Raw genomic sequence first — 19,729 nt, 5'->3', positions numbered from 1 at the left:
TTCTATAATCTCCATGTAGGATTTTTTACAATCCCTTTAATATCTATTAATATTTCTTTTCCATTTGAAATTGAATTATAATCAACCTCTGTTAATTTAATAAATTGTTGGTGTGCCACTGCTATAACTATTGAATCATATTTTTTTTCAGACTCAAATGGATTTGTATCCATTAATTTATGCTGAAAATGATGTTTTGTCTCTTCTAAATCAACCCAAGGATCATAGATATCTACATTTGCTCCAAATTCTCTTAATTCATCTACTATATCAGTTACTTTTGTGTTTCTAAGATCTGGACAGTTTTCTTTAAATGTTACACCTAAAATAAGAATATTTGAGTCTTTTATCTTTTTATCATTCTTTATCATCTGTTTTATTGTTTGTTCAGCTATAAATTTACCCATTCCATTATTTATTTGTCTAGCACCTAAAATTAAATTTGGCTTATAACCTAATTCTTCTGCTTTATATGTTAGATAATATGGATCTACTCCTATGCAATGTCCTCCAACTAAACCTGGTTTTAATTTTATAAAATTCCATTTTGTTGATGCAGCTTCAATTACTTCATTTGTATCTATTCCAACACTATCAAAAATAAGTGCCAATTCATTAATTAAAGCAATGTTTACATCTCTTTGGGTATTTTCAATAACTTTACTAGCTTCTGCAACTTTTATAGATGTTGCTTTAAACGTACCTGCTTTTATAACTGAAGAATAAAGTTCATCAACAATAGTTGCAATCTGAGGAGTTGATCCAGAAGTAACTTTAAGTATTTTACTTACGGTATGTTCTTTATCACCAGGATTAATTCTTTCAGGAGAGTATCCACAAAAGAAGTCTTTATTAAATTTCATTCCAGATTCTTTTTCCAATTGAGGTACACAAACTTCTTCTGTAACACCTGGATAAACTGTACTTTCATAAATTACAATATCGTTTTTGTTAAGAACTTTCCCTATCATTTGAGATGATTTTATAAGTGGACTTAGATCTGGTCTATTTGATGAATCAATAGGAGTTGGTACAGTTACTATATAAATATTAGAATCTTTTATATCATCTATTTCACATGTGTATTTTAATGAATCTTTAACTTCTAATAGCTGTTCTTTATCCAATTCAAGTGTTCTATCATAATCACGATTTAACTCATCAACTCTTGATTGATTAATATCAAATCCAACTACGTTATATTTTTTTGCAAAAGCATGGGCAAGAGGAAGTCCAACATACCCCAATCCAATTAAGCAAATTCTTTTATTCATTTATTTCCTTTTAAAACTCTTTTATAAACAGAAATAGTATTTTTTACCATAGTATCCAAAGTATACTCTTTGGGTATTGTTTTGATTATGTCTGTAAAATTTTGAGATTTTACTTTTAAAATTTTTTCAGCTAACTGTTTTTCATTTTTAATTTCAATTATTGCACCATTAACATCATCTGCTACAATATTATTCAAACCTTCATAAGTAGTAGCAATAACAGGAGTATTTAAAGCTAAAGCTTCAACAACTGTTCTTCCAACATTACCCATTTTTAATGATGCATTTACAATTATATCACTTAGAAAATATACTTCAGAAATATTCTTTTGACTTCCTGTAAATATAATGTTTTCTTTTATATTTAATGATTTTGCTAAATTTTTTAAAGACTTTGCATATTCTTCTTTATCTTCTCTGATTCCACCTACAACTAATCCAACAACATTAGGAATTTCTTTTTTTACAATAGCAATTGATTTTATAAACGTTTCATAATCTTTAAGCCAAGTTACTCTTCCAACAGAAGTGATTATATACTTGCCTTCTAAATTAAAATCTTTTATAAAATTATTAATAAATTCATTGTCAACATTTTTAGGATTAAATTTATTTAAATCAACGCCCCTTTGAATAACTGTAAATTTATTGGGATTTAAATTATAATTATTAACAACATAATCTTTAACAACTTCACTTACACATATAACTTCATCACCTTTTGTCATTACTTCACTATACTTATTTACACTATTAAGACCATGTACCGTTGTTACAAATGGTAGTCTTAAAGTTTTGTTAGCAAAATATACTAACCATGCAGGGACTCTACTTCGTACATGAACCAAATCTGGATTAATCTCTTTTAATAGTTTTCGCAATCCCAAAATTCTATAAGGTACAGTAAAAATATTTTTACTACAAACATCAAAATAAAAATGTTTTCCACCTTCATTTTCTATTTGATTAACTAATTTTCCACCATTACTTATAACTATTGAATTCAAGCCATTTTTTATATATTCTCTACTTAACTCAACAGTTCCTCTTTCTACTCCACCTTCATTTAATTCTGGAAGTATTTGTACAATTTTCATAGAGTATGATGACCTTTCTTTACAATTACTTATAAAACTTTTTATACCAAATAACAAACTGCTCAATACCATCAGAAAGTTTAGTATCAGGCTTATAATCAAAGTCTTTAATTAAATCATTTGTATCTGCATATGTTGATACTACATCCCCTGGTTGCATATCCATGAAATTCTTTTTAGCTTCTATTTGAAGTTTATCTTCTAATGTTTCTATAAACTCCATTAAACTTACTGGTGCATTATTTCCTATATTATATATTCTATATGAGGCACTTGAAATATCTGGACTTGGATTCTCAGCATTAAATTCTTTTGAAGAGTTTGCTGGGTTATCTATTACTTTTATTATACCATCTACTATATCTTCTACATAAGTAAAATCTCTACTCATATTTCCATGGTTAAATACTTTTATTGCTCTATCATTTAATATTGCATCTGCAAAAAGCATTGGAGCCATATCAGGACGTCCGTATGGTCCATATACTGTAAAAAATCTAAGACCTGTACATTGAATACCATAAAGGTGTGCATATGTATGTGCCATCATTTCATTTGATTTTTTAGTTGCAGCATATAGTGATACTGGATGGTCTGTATGATCACTTGTTTTAAATGGTTGAGATTTATTTAATCCATATACAGAAGAAGAACTTGCATAAGATAGATTTTTTACATCATTATGACGACAGCTTTCAAGTATATTCATAAATCCTTTTATATTTGAATTTATATAAGCATGGGGATTTTCTATAGAGTATCTAACACCTGCTTGAGCTGCAAGATTACAAACTGCATCAAATTTCTCAATTTCAAATAAAGCATTTATATCATTTGTATTAGCTAGATCCATTTTTATAAATTTATGTTTTTCATATGAAAAAGATTGAACTAATTTATTATCTTTTATTTCATCTTTATAAATTCCAAGTTCATTTAATCTTGCATATTTTAAATTTACATCATAATAGTCATTTATATTATCTAGACCTATTACTTCATCACCTCTTTCTAAAAGTTTTAAAGCTAGGTGGAATCCAATGAATCCCGCTGTTCCTGTTACTAGTATTTTCAATTTATTATTAACCTATATTAAATTTTTATTTCTTCTAATAATTTTTCAAAATCTATTTTTTCTTTTGTGTTTTTAACTATTTTTGCCAAGCTATGAAATTTTGTATTATCTTTTTTTGAATCTAAATCAATAATATTAATATTTGCATTACTATTTGCTTTTGCTTCACTTAGCATTGATGTAGAGTCAATTGTAATATAAAGTTCCTCACAAAGTGCTAAAAAATCTGGTATTGGGTTTATATTTGGTTCTTTTGAAAAGATTAGTTTATAATCAAAATTATAACTCTCAATTAAACTATCAATCTGTTTTGGCGTTCTTCTTGATGTGGTAATATATTTCAAATGATTTGGGTACTTTATAAAAACTTCATCTAATACATTTTTTATTTTTTTTAATTCCATTTTAAATATATCATTATCTCCGCCAATTATAATTCCAATAGCTTTTTTATCATTTTCTTTTTTTAAGATATTTTTAGGAATTGAATAAGATAAGTTCAAAGGTATTTCTATAATATTATTCAGTTTTGGTGGATTATCATGACTTTGAGCAATTATATAATCAAAGTCAATGTATCTGTATGATTTTGGGAGCATTAACGCAATTGATTTTATATCATATTTTTTTGAAATATATTTATTATAATAATAAGTTCCAGATCCTGTACTAATAATAGCATCATAAAACTCATAATTAAATTTTTTGTGATTTAAAAATAAACCATCAGTATAAAACGATACTTTATCAAAAATATATGAAAAAAATTTTGCAATTTTAGAACAAAATTTTACTTCTAGAATATCATAACTAATATTTTTTATTTTACAAAAAGCAATAGATTGATTTAAATGGCCTGGTTTTCCATCACTAATTATTAAAATTCTTTTCATATATCTCTTTATAATAATTTTTAAATCTTTTATGAGGCCAAAACCATTGTTTTGGATCAGTGTTAATTATATCACATATTGCATTAGCATGTAGCTGTGCTAACTTCTGAATATCATCTTTATCATCATCTGTTTTGATTGGTTTTATTGGGTCATATATTTTTATTTTATATTTGTAATTATCTTTATTAAAAATAGCAAAAGGGACAACATATGCTTGAAATCTTCTTTGTAAAAGTGCAGAAGTTGAAGATTGATTTGCTTTTTTCCCTAAAAACTGAACTTGAGTTCCCTCTTTATCATTTATTTTTTGATCAATTATCAATGATACTGGTTCTCTTTTTATGAGTGCTTTTACAAGTTTTTTAACAGCCCCATCTCTATAAACTATTTTAGAACCTGAACTTTCTCTTGATCTTGTTATAAATTGATCAATCTCTTTAAAGTTTGATTCCCTTGCAACTTGTACTAAAGGTGCTACAAATTTATTGAAATAGCTTCCTTGTACTTCCATATTTCCATAATGAGCTGCTATCATAATAATAGGATGCCTTTCTTCTTGAAGTTTTTTTATTATCTCTACACCTTCAATTTCTACATCATTTTTAAGTTCATCATCTGTAATAGTTAAATTTTCTATTTGAGATAAAACCCATAAAGTCATGTTAAAATAAGAGTACTTTTGAATCTCTTTTATCTCGTTATTTGATAATTTTTCATTATTTTTGCCATCATAAACCAAATCTAAATTTGCCTTTATAATTTTATTTGTTCCTCTTGCAAAAAAATATGTTATCCTAGCTAAAAAAAAGAAGAATCCTCTTCTTAATTTTTTAGGAAGAATTTGCATAAGCTTAACAAAAAGTAAAAAGAGTCTATAAAGAATCTTCTCTAGCATGAAAGTTTAACCTTAAGTTCTTTTGGAGTTTCAAGTTTTGCTATATCATTTTCTACTAAGAAAATTGGTTTTTCAAAACATATTTTTAGTTTATTATCTTTTAGCTTATAATCAAGCTTTGGCATTGACATATCTTGATTAAGTGTGAGATTTAAACTTATCATGAAAGAAAGCCATTGCATATTTTCAAGAGAAGGAAGAAGGGTTTCAAAATGTTTCAAATCCCTTTTTGTTGGAAGTGATTTCTTTGAAAACTTAATTGTATGTGCAATTGTAACCCTACTTGAATGTAGAAACCCATAGTTTAAACCACTTAATATAAAATCAAAAGTGTTATCATTTGACTTATAAAAGTTAAGTGTTGTACCTAGTGAATTTAACTTTGAGGCAATTACTAAAAGAAGTCTATACCTATCATCTAAACCATGAACTGGCTTTAATACATCAAAAATATCCCTTGCATTTTTACCTAAAAAAGCACTTTGTTTCTCATCAATTTGAAATCTATCAAGTAAACTTTTTACACTAACGTTAAAATTTGCTGGAAATTTATAATTTGAATTTCTTAATAAATCAGTTAAATATACACCTTCTCTAACACCTGCTCCAGAAGTTACTACTCTTTTTATATTTAACTCATCTAAAATAGTTTTAAATATAAAAGTACCCTCTTTTATAGTATCAAATCTATCTTTTTTTATACCTATATGTTTTAAGGTATTACTATTTTTAGCATTTACAATTTGCTCAAGAATATGTTTATTTAAATCAACACAATAAGTAAAACCATGCAGAATATCAAGTGGATAATGACTTTTTGAGATAATAACCTTACTTAAAGCTCTTATGCTTCCACCAATACCAACAACAGTTGAAGGGATTTTATGACCACAATCAAGTACCTCTTTTAATTTTTCTAAGAGATAATCCTTTGCGCCTTCCATATTACCTTTTGAAAAGAAAAGTTCATTAAGTCTTACTGTTCCTACATCCAAAGAAATACACTTTTCTATTTGACCATTTCTTACAATAGCAAACTCAGTTGAACCACCACCAATATCAACAGTGATAAACTCATCATCATAAATTAAATTCATAGCTGCAACACCACCATAATATGCTTCTTTTACACCATTTATGATTTTTATATTTAAACCTAATTCATCTCTGACTTTTTTTAAAAAAACATTTGAATTAGGGGCATCTCGCAATGCTGAAGTTGCAACACAGATAATTTTTCTAGATTTTAAAGATTTTGAAATACTTAAAAAAGACTCCAAAGAGTTAAATGCTCTTTGCATTGGAAGTTCTTGAAGGTTACCACCATGTTCATAACATCCTTCTGATATTTTAACTCTGGCTTTTGTTTCGTTTATAAGATTAAAAGCAAAACGACTACTTTTTTCAAGCACAACCATACGCATTGAGTTAGACCCAATGTCAATTATAGTTGTTACCTTAGCCATTAAGCTTCTTCTTCTTGTAATTGCTCGTATTTAAATTGTAACTCTTCCATTGTTTCTTGGTTGTCAGGATCAACTATAATACAATCAACTGGACATACTTCAACACAAGCTGGTTCTTCGAAATGACCAACACACTCTGTACATCTATCTGGATCAATTATATAAATAGGATCTCCCTCTTCAATTGCATAGTTAGGACACTCTTCTCTGCATGCATCACATGCAATACATTCATCGGTAATTATTAAAGACATAGACCCTCTTTCCTCGTAAAATATTATTGGAGTTATAGCCTATTATTCTTAATAATCCCTTTAATTTGTAACAATTTTTGCTCATTTTTAGAAACAATTAAGAAATCACTATCTTGATATGTAAAAAGGTCACAATTTATATGGTTTGCAGCAGCTATATCAAACTGCCTTAATTTGCCTGCAAATATAACAAAACTAAAATTTCTTGCGTTTGCTAAAGATAGTGCAGCAGCACCTGGACTTCTAAATTTTAGTCTATTTTCATATAAATTTTTACAAATATTAGGATAAGCATAAGCTCTTTCAAATACTCCAAATGTAGGTTTAGAGACTTTTTGAAAAATGATTTCTTCTTCATTTATTAATGAAATCTCTTCTATACCCTTATCAACTCGAAAAATCATACTTGCATTAACTAAATTTGTTACATAACCTGCTTTACTTTCATTATCTATAAATAAAGCAACTGAAGAGCCATAATAAGGCAAAGAGCTTTGAAAATTATGACTTCCGTCAATTGGATCGATTACGATTTTTATATTTGAGTTTGAAGATAGATGTCCTATTTCTTCAGAAAAAATATCACCAAATTTCTGAAGATGTTTAATAAATAATTTTTCAGCTTTTAAGTCTATATTTAAGGAGTTATCTCCTCCAAATCCTATTGTATTTGAAGGTTCTAAGTCTAAAGGAGTCATATGAGTATTAATATACTCATAAAGCTCCTTATTAGCTTTTATAACTGCATTTGTAAATGCGTTATAATCAAAGTTCATACTAAATTAAGATAGTGTCTCAACTATCTTTTTAGCAGCTTCTCTACCATCAAGGGCAGCAGTAACTGCAAGGTGAGCACCTCTTTGACAATCTCCACCTGCATAAACTTTTTTATTAGAAGTTTGATAATCAGTTGTTACAACTGCTCCCCAAGAGTTTAATTCAACATTTAACTCTTTTAAAAATTCTGGTGCTTCAGGAGAGAAACCTAAAGCAAAAATGATTACATCAGCTTCTTCAGTATATTCACTTCCTTCAATTATTTGAACTCTTTGTCTTCCAGATTCATCTGGTTCTGAAAGTCCAGTTTTCAGAAGTTCAATTGAAGTTGCAGTATCCCCATCTTTAATGATTTGCTTAGGGCTTACATTAAATACAAATTCAACACCCTCTTCTTTTGCATTAACAACCTCTTTTTTGCTCCCAGGCATATTTAATTCATCTCTTCTGTAAAGACATTTAACGCTTGCAGCACCTTCTCTAACCGATGATCTAACACAGTCCATAGCAGTATCTCCACCACCAATAACAACTACATTTTTATCTTTAACATCAATAAAATCTTCACCAACTTTGTTGTTAAGATTTCTTTTTTGGATACCAGTTAAAAAGTCCATTGCTAAATGTACATTTGAAGCATCTTCACCATCAATTCTTGCAAGTCTACCTAGCTTTGCTCCAATTCCAAGATAAATAGCATCAAACTCTTTTTCTAGTTCAGAAACTGCTTTATCTTTTCCTATTTCACAATTTAAATGTAATTTCATACCAGCTTCAAGTAACCAATTGATTCTTCTATCTACTGTAGTTTTATCAAGTTTAAACCCAGGAATTCCATACATTAAAAGTCCACCAGCTCTGTCTTCTCTTTCAAACATCTCAACATCAAACCCACGTCTAAGAAGGAAAGTTGCCGCTGAGATTCCAGAAGGTCCAGAACCAATAACTGCTACTTTAAACCCTAGTTTTTTACTAGTAAATCTAGGTTTCATACCATGTTCAAAAGCTCTTTCATTTAAGTGAGTTTCAACTGCACCAATTGATACAGCTCCATGTCCTGTATTTAATGAACATGCACCTTCACATAATGAATCTTGAGGACAAATTCTTCCTAAGATTTCAGGGAAAGGAGAAGTTTCATTAGATAAAGCAAATGCTAATTCCATATTTTTTTCAGATGTTTGTTTTAACCATGCTGGAATAAAGTTACTTAATGGACAACCTGTATGACAATATGGGTCACCACATTGCATACATCTATCAGCTTGTTCCCTAGCTCTATGTTTTTCAAATACTTGATAAACTTCATTGTAATCTTTTAATCTTTGTAAAACATCTCTTTTTTCTGGATTGATTCTTTCAAATTTAGTAAAATTTAACATCCTAATCTCCTTCCTCTGGATTTAGAGGCAACACCGTCATATTTTTTGGTTTAACCATCCAGAAATCTCTAATTTCTGCTCTAAAGTTTTCTAAAATTGATTCTGCTAAAGTAGACTCTGTTTCATTTAAATAATCCATTAATAGTCTTTTTAAATATAGTCTTTCTCTTTCAGTATCATCTGTATCAATTCTAACTGCTTCAATTAGCTCTTGATTCATCTTATCAACAAAATGTTTTTCAGGGTCATAAATAAAAGATAAGCCACCAGTCATACCCGCACCAAAGTTTATCCCTGTACATCCTAGAATAACAACAATACCACCAGTCATATATTCACAAGCATTATCTCCTGTACCTTCAACTACAGCAGTACATCCAGAGTTTCTAACTCCAAATCTCTCACCAACAGCTGCTCTAACATATAGTTTACCACCAGTTGCACCATATAGACATGTATTACCAGCTCCTGCAAACTCAGGACCTTGGTGAGGTGTATTAATGATAATTTTACCACCATTCATCCCTTTACCAACATAATCATTTGCTGCACCATCAAGGTATAGGTTCATACCCTTACTTAATAAAGCTCCAAATGATTGCCCTGCAATACCTTTTAAGAAGATATTAATTGAACCATCAGGTAATCCAGCATCTCCGTAGTATTTTGCAATTTCACCAGAGATTAAGGTACCAAATGATCTATTTAAGTTAGAGATAGTCTCTTTAACTTTAATAGGAGTTTTTGGATTTTCAATAGTTCTGTGAACTTTTTTTAGTAATTCTCTTTCAAATTCATTATTATCAAATGGTTTATTAGTTGGTTTTTGACAAGTATCAATCCCATCAATTCTTCTAAGAACATTTTGGAAATCAAATTTTTGTGCAAATTTATCATCAATAACTTTTAATAAATCACTTCTACCAACAATCTCTTCAATTGTTTTATATCCAAGGCTTGCAAGAATATTCCTAACATCTTGGGCAATAAAAGTAAAATATGAAATTAATCTTTCAACTGTACCTTTAAAATGTTCTCTCAAATCTTCATCTTGAGTTGCAACTCCAACAGAACATTTATTTGTATGACAAATTCTTAAAATTTTACATCCAAGTAAAGTTAATGCAGCTGTACCAAAGGCATAAGACTCAGCTCCAAGCATTGCAGCTTTAACTACATCAAGTCCAGTTTTTAATCCACCATCAGTTTGTACATGAACAACTTCTCTTAAATGGTTTGCTTTTAAGGCATTGTGTGCTTCAGAAAGTCCCATTTCCCAAGGATTACCTGTGTGTTTAATTGATGTTAACGGAGCAGCTCCTGTTCCACCATCTGCACCTGAAATTACAATTCTATCAGCATAAGCTTTCGCAACACCTGCTGCAATTGTTCCAACACCAATAGTTGAAACTAACTTAACTGTAATTTTTGCTTCTGGGTTGATTTGTTTTAAGTCAAAAATCAACTGAGCTAAATCTTCAATAGAATAAATATCATGATGAGGAGGAGGAGAAATTAGAGTAACACCTGCAATTGTATGTCTTAAACTAGCAATTAATGGAGTTACTTTATGACCTGGTAATTGTCCACCTTCACCTGGTTTTGCACCTTGTGCAACTTTAATTTGAATCTCTTCGGCACTTCTTAAGTATCCTGGAGTCACACCAAATCTACCTGAAGCAACTTGTTTAATTTTAGAATTTTTAAGTGTTCCAAATCTAGCTGGGTCTTCACCACCCTCACCTGAGTTTGACATACCACCAATTGTATTCATAGCTTGCGCCATTGCTTCATGTGCCTCAGGAGAAATAGAACCACATGACATAGCTGCTGTTGCAAATCTTTTGAAAATATCTTCACAAGATTCAACTTCGCTTACATCAATAGCTTCTTTGTCTGAATTAAATTCAAAGAAATCTCTAATAAACTTTTTATCTCTATTGTTTACTAAATCTCTTAATTTATCAAAATCAGAAATATCTTCTTTATTTGCAGCTTTTTTATTGTGCATAGCATTAGTTGTAGCTGGTCCATAATCATGGTATTCACCACCATTTAGATACTTATAAAAACCACCTAAATCTAATGGGAACATATGGTTATCATCAAAATAAGCATTAAAATGTTGTTTCTCAATTCTTGCTTCAATATCTTCATATGTTAAACCAGATAAGTCAGAATGAGTTTCAGTAAAACAATCATTTACAATATCATCACTTAAACCGATAATATCAAATAGTCTTGAGTTTCTATAAGATGCAACTGTAGAAATACCCATTTTAGACATAATTTTTAAAAGTCCAGCATTCATTGCTTTTTGTGTATTTTTAAGGAATCTTTGCATCTCATATTTAGAAATTTCTCTTCTTTCATATAAAGCAACTGTTGATGCATACATCATGTAAGGACAAATAGCTGTAACACCATATCCTATTAAAACTGCTGCCATATGAGGATCATAAACTTCACCTGTTTGAGCTACAATTGATACATTATGTCTAATCTTTTCTTTTATTAATAATTCATTAATATATCCAACAGCCATAGCCATTGGGATAAGTTTATTGTTTTCACTTACATCTTTATCATCTAAAATTACAACTGAAACATTATCTTCTTTAACTGCTTTTATAACATAAGAGGCTAATTGTTCTAATGATTTTTTTAAATCTTTTTTAAATGCTGTACTAAAAATTCTGTTTTTATAATATTCATCATATCTTGGAGATGTTGGATCACCAAATGATCTTAAAACATCAAATTTTTCTTTCATCAAGATAGGACTTGCAACTTTTAATCTCTTTGCATACTCTGGTTTTTCATCTAAAATATTATGAATATGACCAAAACCAGTCTCTAAAGACATTACAATCTTTTCTCTGTATGGGTCGATTGGTGGATTTGTAACTTGTGCAAATTTTTGTCTAAAAAAGTCAGTAAAGTTTCTATTAACTTGTGAGAAACATGCTAATGGTGTATCATCACCCATAGATCCTACTGGTTCTTTTCCATCTTTTGCCATTGGCTCAATAATTTGGTCAATTGCTTCATATGTGATATTGAAGTATTTTTGTCTCTTTTCAACATCTTCAAACCTATATGCACTTGTATCTAAGAATGACTCATCAATATACTCTTGCAAATATTCCATATCATGGTTTAACCATTTACCATAGTTTTGAGAAGATTTTAGATAATCATTAATATCATCTTGTTTTAATACTTTTCCATGTTTTAAGTCAAGACCAATCATCTCTCCAGATTGTAGTCTTCCTCTTTCGCTAATATTATCTTCATCTATTGTTACAGTTCCATATTCAGAAGTAATATATATTTTATGATTTTTTGTAATTACATATTTTGCTGGTCTTAAACCATTTCTATCAATTAAACATCCGATATGTCTTCCATCTGTTAAAGAAACAGCAGCTGGCCCATCCCATGCTTCCATTGCAGTTGATGTATACTCATAAAATGCTCTTAAATCTGAATCCATATGTGGTGCATTTTGCCATGGTGCAGGAATTAAGCTTCTTGCAGCTTTGAAAAAGTCAAATCCATTTGCTAATAAAAATTCAAACATATTGTCTAAAGATGCAGAATCAGAAGAACCCAACTGTAAGATTGGTAAAATTCTTTTAATCTCTTCATTTGTAAAAACTTCTGATTCAATTTGTTCAGATTTGATTTCAACATTAACTCTATTACCTTCAACTGAATTAATCTCACCATTATGCGCAATTGCTCTAAATGGCTGAGCTAATCTCCATTGAGGTAAAGTATTTGTTGAAAATCTTTGGTGAAACAGTGCAAAAGAGATTTTGAAATCTTCATCTCTTAAATCAATATAAAAATGCTTGATATGCGTAGGCATAATAAGCCCTTTATATGCAATCACTTTTGACGAAAACGTAGGAATATAAAAATCTTTCTTGTCTATTAATTTGTGCTCACACTCTTTTCTTGTAAGATATAACATAGCTTCAAATCTTTTTGAAGACATTAAAGCATTTGCACTTACAAAAATTTGAACAATATGTGGCAAACTTTCAAGTGCTTGCTTTCCTAAAGCATCAGTATCAACTGGAACTTTTCTAGTAAATAATACTTTTAAATCGTTTTCTTCGCAATAGTCTTTAAAAGTATCGATATCTTCTAAATCTTTTGCAAAGATCATAGCTACAGCATATTTCTCTGGTAAATCAATACCATTTTCATTAGCTATTTTTCTCATAAATTTATTTGGCATTGAAAGTAGAAGCCCTGAACCATCTCCAGTTTTTCCATCTGCTGCCACTGCACCCCTGTGCATCATTCGCTCAAGCGATGTTATAGCATCTTCTAAATTCTCATGACTTGGTCTGTTTTTCAAATCAGCAACTAGACCAAAACCACAGTTGTCTTTAGAAGAAGTAAGTAAATCTAAATTACATCCCATTATTATCCTTTTATAATATAACTCTTTATATTCCTGATAAAGTCACAAATAGTATCTAAAATATGTTTAAAATGTGGTTAATAGCAATTCTTTTACTTAAATTAACCTTAAAAATAATATTTTAAATTTTAAATAGCAAAATGCTATTCTAATGCTATTTTAGCTAAGTTTTTTTTCAAAATTTACACTTTTTGACATACTTTCTACACAAGTTTTAATTATACTTTTTTCATAACCATATAACTTAAGGAGTGAAAATGAAAAAATTTATGATTGGAGCGGTTGCAGCAGCAGTAGTTGCTACATCTGGGTTAGCAGCAGAATATACACTTAAATTCTCACATGTTGTAAGTGCTAACACACCAAAAGGTAAAGCGGCAGATTTCTTTGAAAAAAGACTTGAAGAAATATCAGGGGGGAAAATTGATGTTCAAGTTTATCCATCGTCGCAATTATATAATGACAATGCAGTTGTTAAAGCATTAAGATTAAACTCGGTTCAAATGGCAGCACCATCATTTTCTAAATTTGGTAAAATTGTGCCAAACTTAGCATTATTTGATTTACCATTTTTATTTAAAGATATTGATCATCTACATAGAGTTCAAGATGGACCTGTTGGAGCAAAATTAAAAGAAATGGTTACTGCAAAAGGTATTGTAGCTTTAGATTTCTGGGATAATGGGTTTAAGCAATTATCATCTTCTAAAAAAGCACTAATCACACCATCAGATGCAGAAGGTCAAAAATTTAGAATTATGTCTTCAAAAGTTCTTGAAGCACAGTTCCATGCAGTTGATGCAAATCCACAAATGATGCCTTTCTCTGAAGTTTATTCAGGTTTACAACAAGGTGTAATTGATGGTCAAGAAAATACAATTTCTAATATCTTTACAAAAAAATTCCACGAAGTTCAAACTGATTTAACTATTTCAAATCATGGTTACCTTGGATACTTAGTTGTAATGTCTAAAAAATTCTGGAAATCATTACCAGCAGATTTACAAGCAAACGTAAAACAAGCTATGAAAGAAGCAACAGCTAAAGAAAGAGAATACGCTCAAGAATTAAATGACTCACAATTTGCAAAAATTGAAGAGTATGCTAAATCTACTGGGAAACTTAAAATTCATACTTTAAGTGATGAGCAAAGAAATGCATGGAGAGATGCAGTGAGTAAAATTTACCCAGAATTCTACAGTGAAAAAGTAATTGGAAAAAGTTTAATTGAAGGTGCAATCAACACTAAATAATTTTCCTTAAACCATCGGTTTTACCGATGGTTTTTACCTAAACACACTCTTTAAAAACTCCCTTAAATCACAAAAAAATTTCAAAAAACAAAATTCTATATTTTACTTAAAGTAACATATTAAAATAAATTTGTGAATTTGTTTTTATCTACATAATAGCTACATAACTTTTAATTATAATCATCATATGTATACAAAAAAGGAGACGACTTATGACAACTACAGTTAAAGGATTGCTATCCAGTGTTGCGGTTACATCAATACTTCTGTTTAGTGGTTGTACAAACAATGAAAAGGAAGAAAATGTAGAAACAAAACCTTTAATACAAAAAGGTGAATTTGTTTTGAAGTTTTCCCATGTTGTTAGTCCAAATACACCAAAAGGTAAAGCAGCTAACTATTTTGAAAAAAGGTTAGAAGAACTTACAGAAGGAAGAATTGATGTTCAAGTCTATCCATCTTCTCAGTTATACAAAGATAGTGCTGTACTAAAAGCTTTAAAGCTTGATTCAGTACAAATGGCAGCGCCTTCTTTTTCAAAATTTGGTAAAATCGTGCCACAATTGGCACTATTTGATTTACCATTTCTTTTTAAAGATATGGCTCATCTTCACAGAGTTCAAGATGGAGTTGTAGGACAGAAGCTAAAAGATATGGTTTCCGCAAAGGGTTATATAGCATTAAACTTTTGGGATAATCATTTTAAACAGTTATCTTCTTCTACAAAACCTTTAATTAAGCCAGAAGATGCACAAGGTCAAAAATTTAGAATTATGTCTTCAAAAGTTCTTGAAGCACAATTTCATGCAGTGGGAGCGAATCCACAAATGATGCCTTTTTCTGAAGTTTATTCAGGATTGCAACAAGGCGTAATAGATGGACAAGAGAATACAAACTCTAACATCTATACAAAGAAGTTTCATGAAGTTCAAAAATATCTAACAATAACTAATCATGGTTATTTAGGATATTTAGTAGTTATGAGTGAAAAGTTTTGGGCTAGCTTACCAAAACAGTTGCAAGAAAAAGTTGTAATCGCAATAAATGAAGCAACACAAAAAGAAAGAGAGTATGCCCAAGAGTTAAATGCAAAACAATTTAACGAAATCAAGGAGTATGCACAAAAAACTGGTAAGTTAGAAATTATTCAACTAACTAAAGAACAAAAGGATGCTTGGAGAAAAGCTGTAAGTAAAATCTATCCTGATTTTTATGATGAAAATCAAATTGGAGAAGATTTAATTAAGGGCGCATTAGCCACGGAGTAGGATTATGGGGATTATTTTTAAAGTAATTGGTAAAATAATTGGTTTTATTAACCAATCAATTGCAGCAGTAGGTATTAGTGCTGGTGTTGCAATTGCGTTTACAAATGTTGTAGCAAGATATGTATTTGATGCATCTTTAGTTTGGGCTACTGAGTTGACAATTTTTTGTTTCTTATGGAGTGTATTTTTTGCGGCAGCTTATTGTTTCAAAAAAGATGCACACATTGCAATTACAATTGTTCTAGATGCAGTTCCTAGTAGAGTTGCAAAAATCATGCTGTTAGTTTCACACTTAGTGACATTTATTTTTCTTTGTGCAGTTTCATACTATGGTTATGAATATCTATTGTTAGTTATTGATTTAGATGAAAGATCAATTGACCTTTGGGATATGCCAATGTGGATTCCATATTTAGTTATTCCTGTTGCATTTGCCTTTGCAGCATATAGAGTAGCAGAAAGAATTCATGGAATTTTATCTACATCTCATGACAAAATCTTAAAAGAGAGTGAAGCAGAGCATGTATTAGCTGAAATGGGTATTGGTGCAAGAAGAAACAAAGACAATGAAAATGTACAAGAATTAAATAAAATGGTTAAAGAAGTAGAAAAGAAAACAGGAGGATTACTATGAGTGTAGCTGTATTATTTGGGATATTTTTCTCATTAGCTATATTAGGAACTCCTATAGCTATTTGTTTAGGTGCTGCTACATTTGCAACACTTATGTTGTTTACGCATATTTTTCCAATTGAAATCTCTGCAATGATGTTTGAAAAAATTGAACACTACTCGCTTATGGCTATTCCAATGTTTATCTTTGCTGGTAACCTTTTATCAAAAGGGTCTGCTGCTCAAAGAATTATTGAATTTGCTAAATCAATTGTTGGTCACTTGCCTGGTGGACTTCCAATTTCTGCTATTTTTGCATCTATTATTTTTGCAGCAGTTTCTGGATCTTCACCTGCTACAGTTGTTGCTATTGGTTCTATTATGTTTGGTGCTATTATGCAAGCTGGTTATCCCAAAAGATATGCTGTTGGTACTATTGCTACTGCAGGTTCTTTAGGTATTCTAATTCCACCATCAATTGTATTAATTGTTTATGGTGTAACAGCAGAAGTTTCTATTGGTAAACTATTTATGGCTGGTGTAATACCAGGACTTATGTTAGGTACTATGATGATGGTTGTTACTTATATTGGTGCTAAAAAATTAGGTTTTGAAAGAACTGAACCGCAACCATTTAAAGTTAGACTTGCTAAGATGAAAGATGCATCTTGGGGTCTATTTACAATCGTTCTTGTAATTGGTGGTATTTATGGTGGTATTTTTACACCAACTGAAGCAGCAGCTGTTGCTTGTGTATGGGCATTTATTGTATCTGTGTTTATTTATAAAGATATTCAATTATCAAAAATTTACATTACAGCTTTAGAGTCTGCAAAAACTACTGCAATGATTATGTTTATTATTGCAAATGCAATGTTATTTGCACACTTCTTAACAATTGAAAACATTCCTCAAATGATTACAGAAGCTTTAGTTGAAGCAAATGTAAATAAATATATGTTCTTATTAATGGTTAACTTACTTCTAATTCTAGCTGGTTCATTTATGGAGCCATCAGCTATTATTATGATTATGGTACCTTTATTATTACCTGTTGCAGTTGCACTTGGAATTGATCCAATTCATTTTGGTATCTTAATTACAGTTAATATGGAGCTGGGAATGGTATCCCCACCTGTCGGTCTGAATCTGTTTGTAACATCAGGACTTACTGGTATGAGTATAAAAGATGTTATAGTAGCCGCTTGGCCTTGGACATTAACAATCTTAGTAGGTCTAATACTAATCACGTATATACCTTCAATCTCGTTATTCTTACCAAATCTAATGTTTGGATAAGAACTAATCTACTAACACTATAGTTTTATGGGAACTATCCCATAAAACTATAAAACTACATAATTTTTAATGTTAATGATCATGGGAATGTGAATGTGAGTTTTCATGATTTTTTATTATAAGATCCATTTTTTCTTCATTCAATACTTCTAAATCTTTATTATTATATTTTTCTATTAATTCATTACTAGTAATTCTATTATCACCAGCATAATAGATATTGATATTTGTATCTTTAATTTTTTTATATGGATTTATTCCCATCTCTTTTATAACAATATCTTTTACACCTTTTTTTAAAAACCAATTTATTAATTCAGATCCATGGTCAAATGGATTTTTTTCAACTGTCAAATTTTCACCATCATAAAAAGCAAAATACTTTGCTTTTCCAAATAGTGGTGATATAGCACTATTTTCTTTATTTGTTTTTACAGGAAACGTAATCATTTCTAATCCTTATATATTATTTATTACTGTTTTGTTAAAATTACAAAATCATCAAATTTTCTTTATATTTCTTAAAATCAATCTATAAGAAATATAAATAACAAGAGGCCAACTACATAGCCAAATTATTGAACTTAAATATTCCATTGAGCCTTCCTTTAATAGTTGTGAGCATGAGGATCTTCTATCTCCTCTTTTGTGATTTTTACTTTATCCATTTGCATCCAAGCATAAAAGATATACGCTAATACAAAAGGAACCATAAGTGAAACATAAGACATCACTGTTAGAGTATAATGGCTTCCTGAACTATTTATAATAGTTAAGGAACTTTGTAGATCAAAACTTGAGGGATAATATGAAGTATTATTAAGTCCTACATTTAAAAATAGTGCCATTACAGTTAACACAACTCCTAAACCACCAGTTTTGATACAACAAGTTTTATTAAAATGTATTGTTAAAAACACTGCAATTATTACCATTAATATACCAATTATAAACATTCCTAAAACAAAAGGCATTTCTAAAAAGTTGATTAGATACTTATGCTCTTGCATGTAGATTTTAAAATTTTCATCATAAGCGAAGCCTGTTTTTGTGAATAAAAGAGATAAAAACAGTAAAAAGAAAACCAAAAAAATAGGCATATCTATTTTGATACTTTTTATGGCTCTTTCTCTTATGGTTTCATTATCAATATTGTTTATAAAATACAATGCACCTAAAATTCTAACTAAGAAGAAAAGTGCAAAACCTAAACTTATATTAAATACTGAAAATAAAGCTTCTAAACCTCTCATAGAGGTATGCCAATGGGAGAAGTTATTTTCATCTACACTAAAAGCAGAACCAGAAAAAAAAGTAGCAATAGCAATTCCAAGTAAAATAACACCTAAACTCCCATTTATAAATAAAAAAGTTTCATATACTTTTTGACCTAAAAAATTATTTGGTTTTTTTCTATACTCATAACTAACTGCTTGAATAATAAAACAAAATAGTATTGCCATCCACACCCAATATGCACCACCAAAACTTGTAGAATAAAAAAGTGGGAAAGCAGCAAATAATGCTCCACCAAATAAAACCAAAGTAGTAAATCCAAGTTCCCATTTTCTACCAAGGGAGTTTATTAACATAGTTTTATAGGTCTCATCATCTTTCGCAACTCTTCCTAAAAGTGTCTGGCCACCTTGAACAAACATAATAAAGCCAAATAATCCCCCAAGAAGTGAAATTATTATCCACCAAAACTGTTGTAGTTGTAATAAAGTTAATTCTTCAAACATT

At 29.8% G+C, this 19,729-nt stretch carries 16 protein-coding genes; 4 read left to right on the top strand and 12 right to left on the bottom strand.

Translation table 11 applies throughout. From position 1 onward, the window contains the following. Positions 1-2 precede the first annotated feature (2 nt). The 10 genes from AC2TY9_RS08665 to gltB are packed head-to-tail and all read right to left on the bottom strand — an operon-like array spanning position 3 to position 13,554. On the bottom strand, positions 3-1,274 hold the full coding sequence (locus AC2TY9_RS08665; protein ID WP_489776990.1) for a nucleotide sugar dehydrogenase: 1,272 nt from the start codon (positions 1,272-1,274) through the stop codon (positions 3-5). Continuing rightward, complete coding sequence (locus tag AC2TY9_RS08660) at positions 1,271-2,371, bottom strand: glycosyltransferase (protein WP_489776989.1); 1,101 nt, start codon at positions 2,369-2,371, stop codon at positions 1,271-1,273. The genes AC2TY9_RS08665 and AC2TY9_RS08660 overlap by 4 nt, the downstream gene beginning before the upstream one ends. Before the next feature lie 25 nt (positions 2,372-2,396). Beyond that, on the bottom strand, positions 2,397-3,446 hold the full coding sequence (locus AC2TY9_RS08655; protein WP_489776988.1) for an NAD-dependent epimerase: 1,050 nt from the start codon (positions 3,444-3,446) through the stop codon (positions 2,397-2,399). A 17-nt stretch (positions 3,447-3,463) separates the two neighbouring features. Further along, positions 3,464-4,339, bottom strand: a complete 876-nt coding sequence (locus AC2TY9_RS08650) for an ELM1/GtrOC1 family putative glycosyltransferase (RefSeq protein ID WP_489776987.1) — start codon at positions 4,337-4,339, stop codon at positions 3,464-3,466. Continuing rightward, the gene (locus AC2TY9_RS08645) at positions 4,317-5,237 is read right to left on the bottom strand and encodes an LpxL/LpxP family acyltransferase (protein ID WP_489776986.1); all 921 of its coding nucleotides are present in this window, start codon (positions 5,235-5,237) and stop codon (positions 4,317-4,319) included. The genes AC2TY9_RS08650 and AC2TY9_RS08645 overlap by 23 nt, the downstream gene beginning before the upstream one ends. Beyond that, entirely contained in the window at positions 5,231-6,703 is a 1,473-nt protein-coding gene (locus AC2TY9_RS08640; RefSeq protein WP_489776985.1) for a Ppx/GppA phosphatase family protein, read from the bottom strand. The genes AC2TY9_RS08645 and AC2TY9_RS08640 overlap by 7 nt, the downstream gene beginning before the upstream one ends. Next, a complete protein-coding gene (locus AC2TY9_RS08635; protein ID WP_138152988.1) occupies positions 6,703-6,957 on the bottom strand; it encodes a YfhL family 4Fe-4S dicluster ferredoxin in 255 nt (84 codons plus the stop codon). The genes AC2TY9_RS08640 and AC2TY9_RS08635 overlap by 1 nt, the downstream gene beginning before the upstream one ends. A gap of 32 nt (positions 6,958-6,989) precedes the next feature. After that, positions 6,990-7,733 (bottom strand): inositol monophosphatase family protein, encoded by a 744-nt coding sequence (locus AC2TY9_RS08630; protein WP_489776984.1) that lies wholly within the window; start codon positions 7,731-7,733, stop codon positions 6,990-6,992. A gap of 6 nt (positions 7,734-7,739) precedes the next feature. Continuing rightward, entirely contained in the window at positions 7,740-9,116 is a 1,377-nt protein-coding gene (locus AC2TY9_RS08625; RefSeq protein ID WP_489776983.1) for a glutamate synthase subunit beta, read from the bottom strand. Between the two features lies 1 nt (position 9,117). After that, on the bottom strand, positions 9,118-13,554 hold the full coding sequence (gltB, locus tag AC2TY9_RS08620; RefSeq protein WP_489776982.1) for a glutamate synthase large subunit: 4,437 nt from the start codon (positions 13,552-13,554) through the stop codon (positions 9,118-9,120). Between the two features lie 257 nt (positions 13,555-13,811). Here gltB and AC2TY9_RS08615 point away from each other — a divergent pair, with 257 nt between their 5' ends. The 4 genes from AC2TY9_RS08615 (at position 13,812) to AC2TY9_RS08600 (ending at position 17,986) form a co-directional block, all read left to right on the top strand. Beyond that, entirely contained in the window at positions 13,812-14,807 is a 996-nt protein-coding gene (locus AC2TY9_RS08615; RefSeq protein ID WP_489776981.1) for a TRAP transporter substrate-binding protein, read from the top strand. Between the two features lie 212 nt (positions 14,808-15,019). Further along, positions 15,020-16,075 carry a TRAP transporter substrate-binding protein gene (locus AC2TY9_RS08610; RefSeq protein WP_489776980.1) on the top strand — a complete coding sequence of 352 codons (1,056 nt, stop codon included), beginning with the start codon at positions 15,020-15,022 and terminating at the stop codon, positions 16,073-16,075. A gap of 4 nt (positions 16,076-16,079) precedes the next feature. Continuing rightward, the gene (locus tag AC2TY9_RS08605; protein ID WP_489776979.1) at positions 16,080-16,709 is read left to right on the top strand and encodes a TRAP transporter small permease; all 630 of its coding nucleotides are present in this window, start codon (positions 16,080-16,082) and stop codon (positions 16,707-16,709) included. Beyond that, positions 16,706-17,986, top strand: coding sequence for a TRAP transporter large permease (locus AC2TY9_RS08600; protein ID WP_489776978.1), 1,281 nt, complete (start codon positions 16,706-16,708; stop codon positions 17,984-17,986). Before AC2TY9_RS08605 ends, AC2TY9_RS08600 begins: the two co-directional genes overlap by 4 nt. 72 nt (positions 17,987-18,058) lie before the next feature. Here AC2TY9_RS08600 and AC2TY9_RS08595 read toward each other — a convergent pair whose 3' ends face one another. Together AC2TY9_RS08595 and cydB are read right to left on the bottom strand one after the other, a co-directional pair. After that, positions 18,059-18,436 (bottom strand): NifB/NifX family molybdenum-iron cluster-binding protein, encoded by a 378-nt coding sequence (locus AC2TY9_RS08595; RefSeq protein ID WP_489776977.1) that lies wholly within the window; start codon positions 18,434-18,436, stop codon positions 18,059-18,061. A 158-nt stretch (positions 18,437-18,594) separates the two neighbouring features. Then, positions 18,595-19,728 carry a cytochrome d ubiquinol oxidase subunit II gene (cydB, locus tag AC2TY9_RS08590; protein WP_489776976.1) on the bottom strand — a complete coding sequence of 378 codons (1,134 nt, stop codon included), beginning with the start codon at positions 19,726-19,728 and terminating at the stop codon, positions 18,595-18,597. Between the last annotated feature and the right edge of the window lies 1 nt (position 19,729).

It is taken from the genome of Arcobacter sp. ISO1, assembly GCF_058105185.1.
The sequence above is the reverse complement of the archived record's forward strand: the minus strand, read 5'-3'. Positions and strand labels throughout refer to the sequence as shown.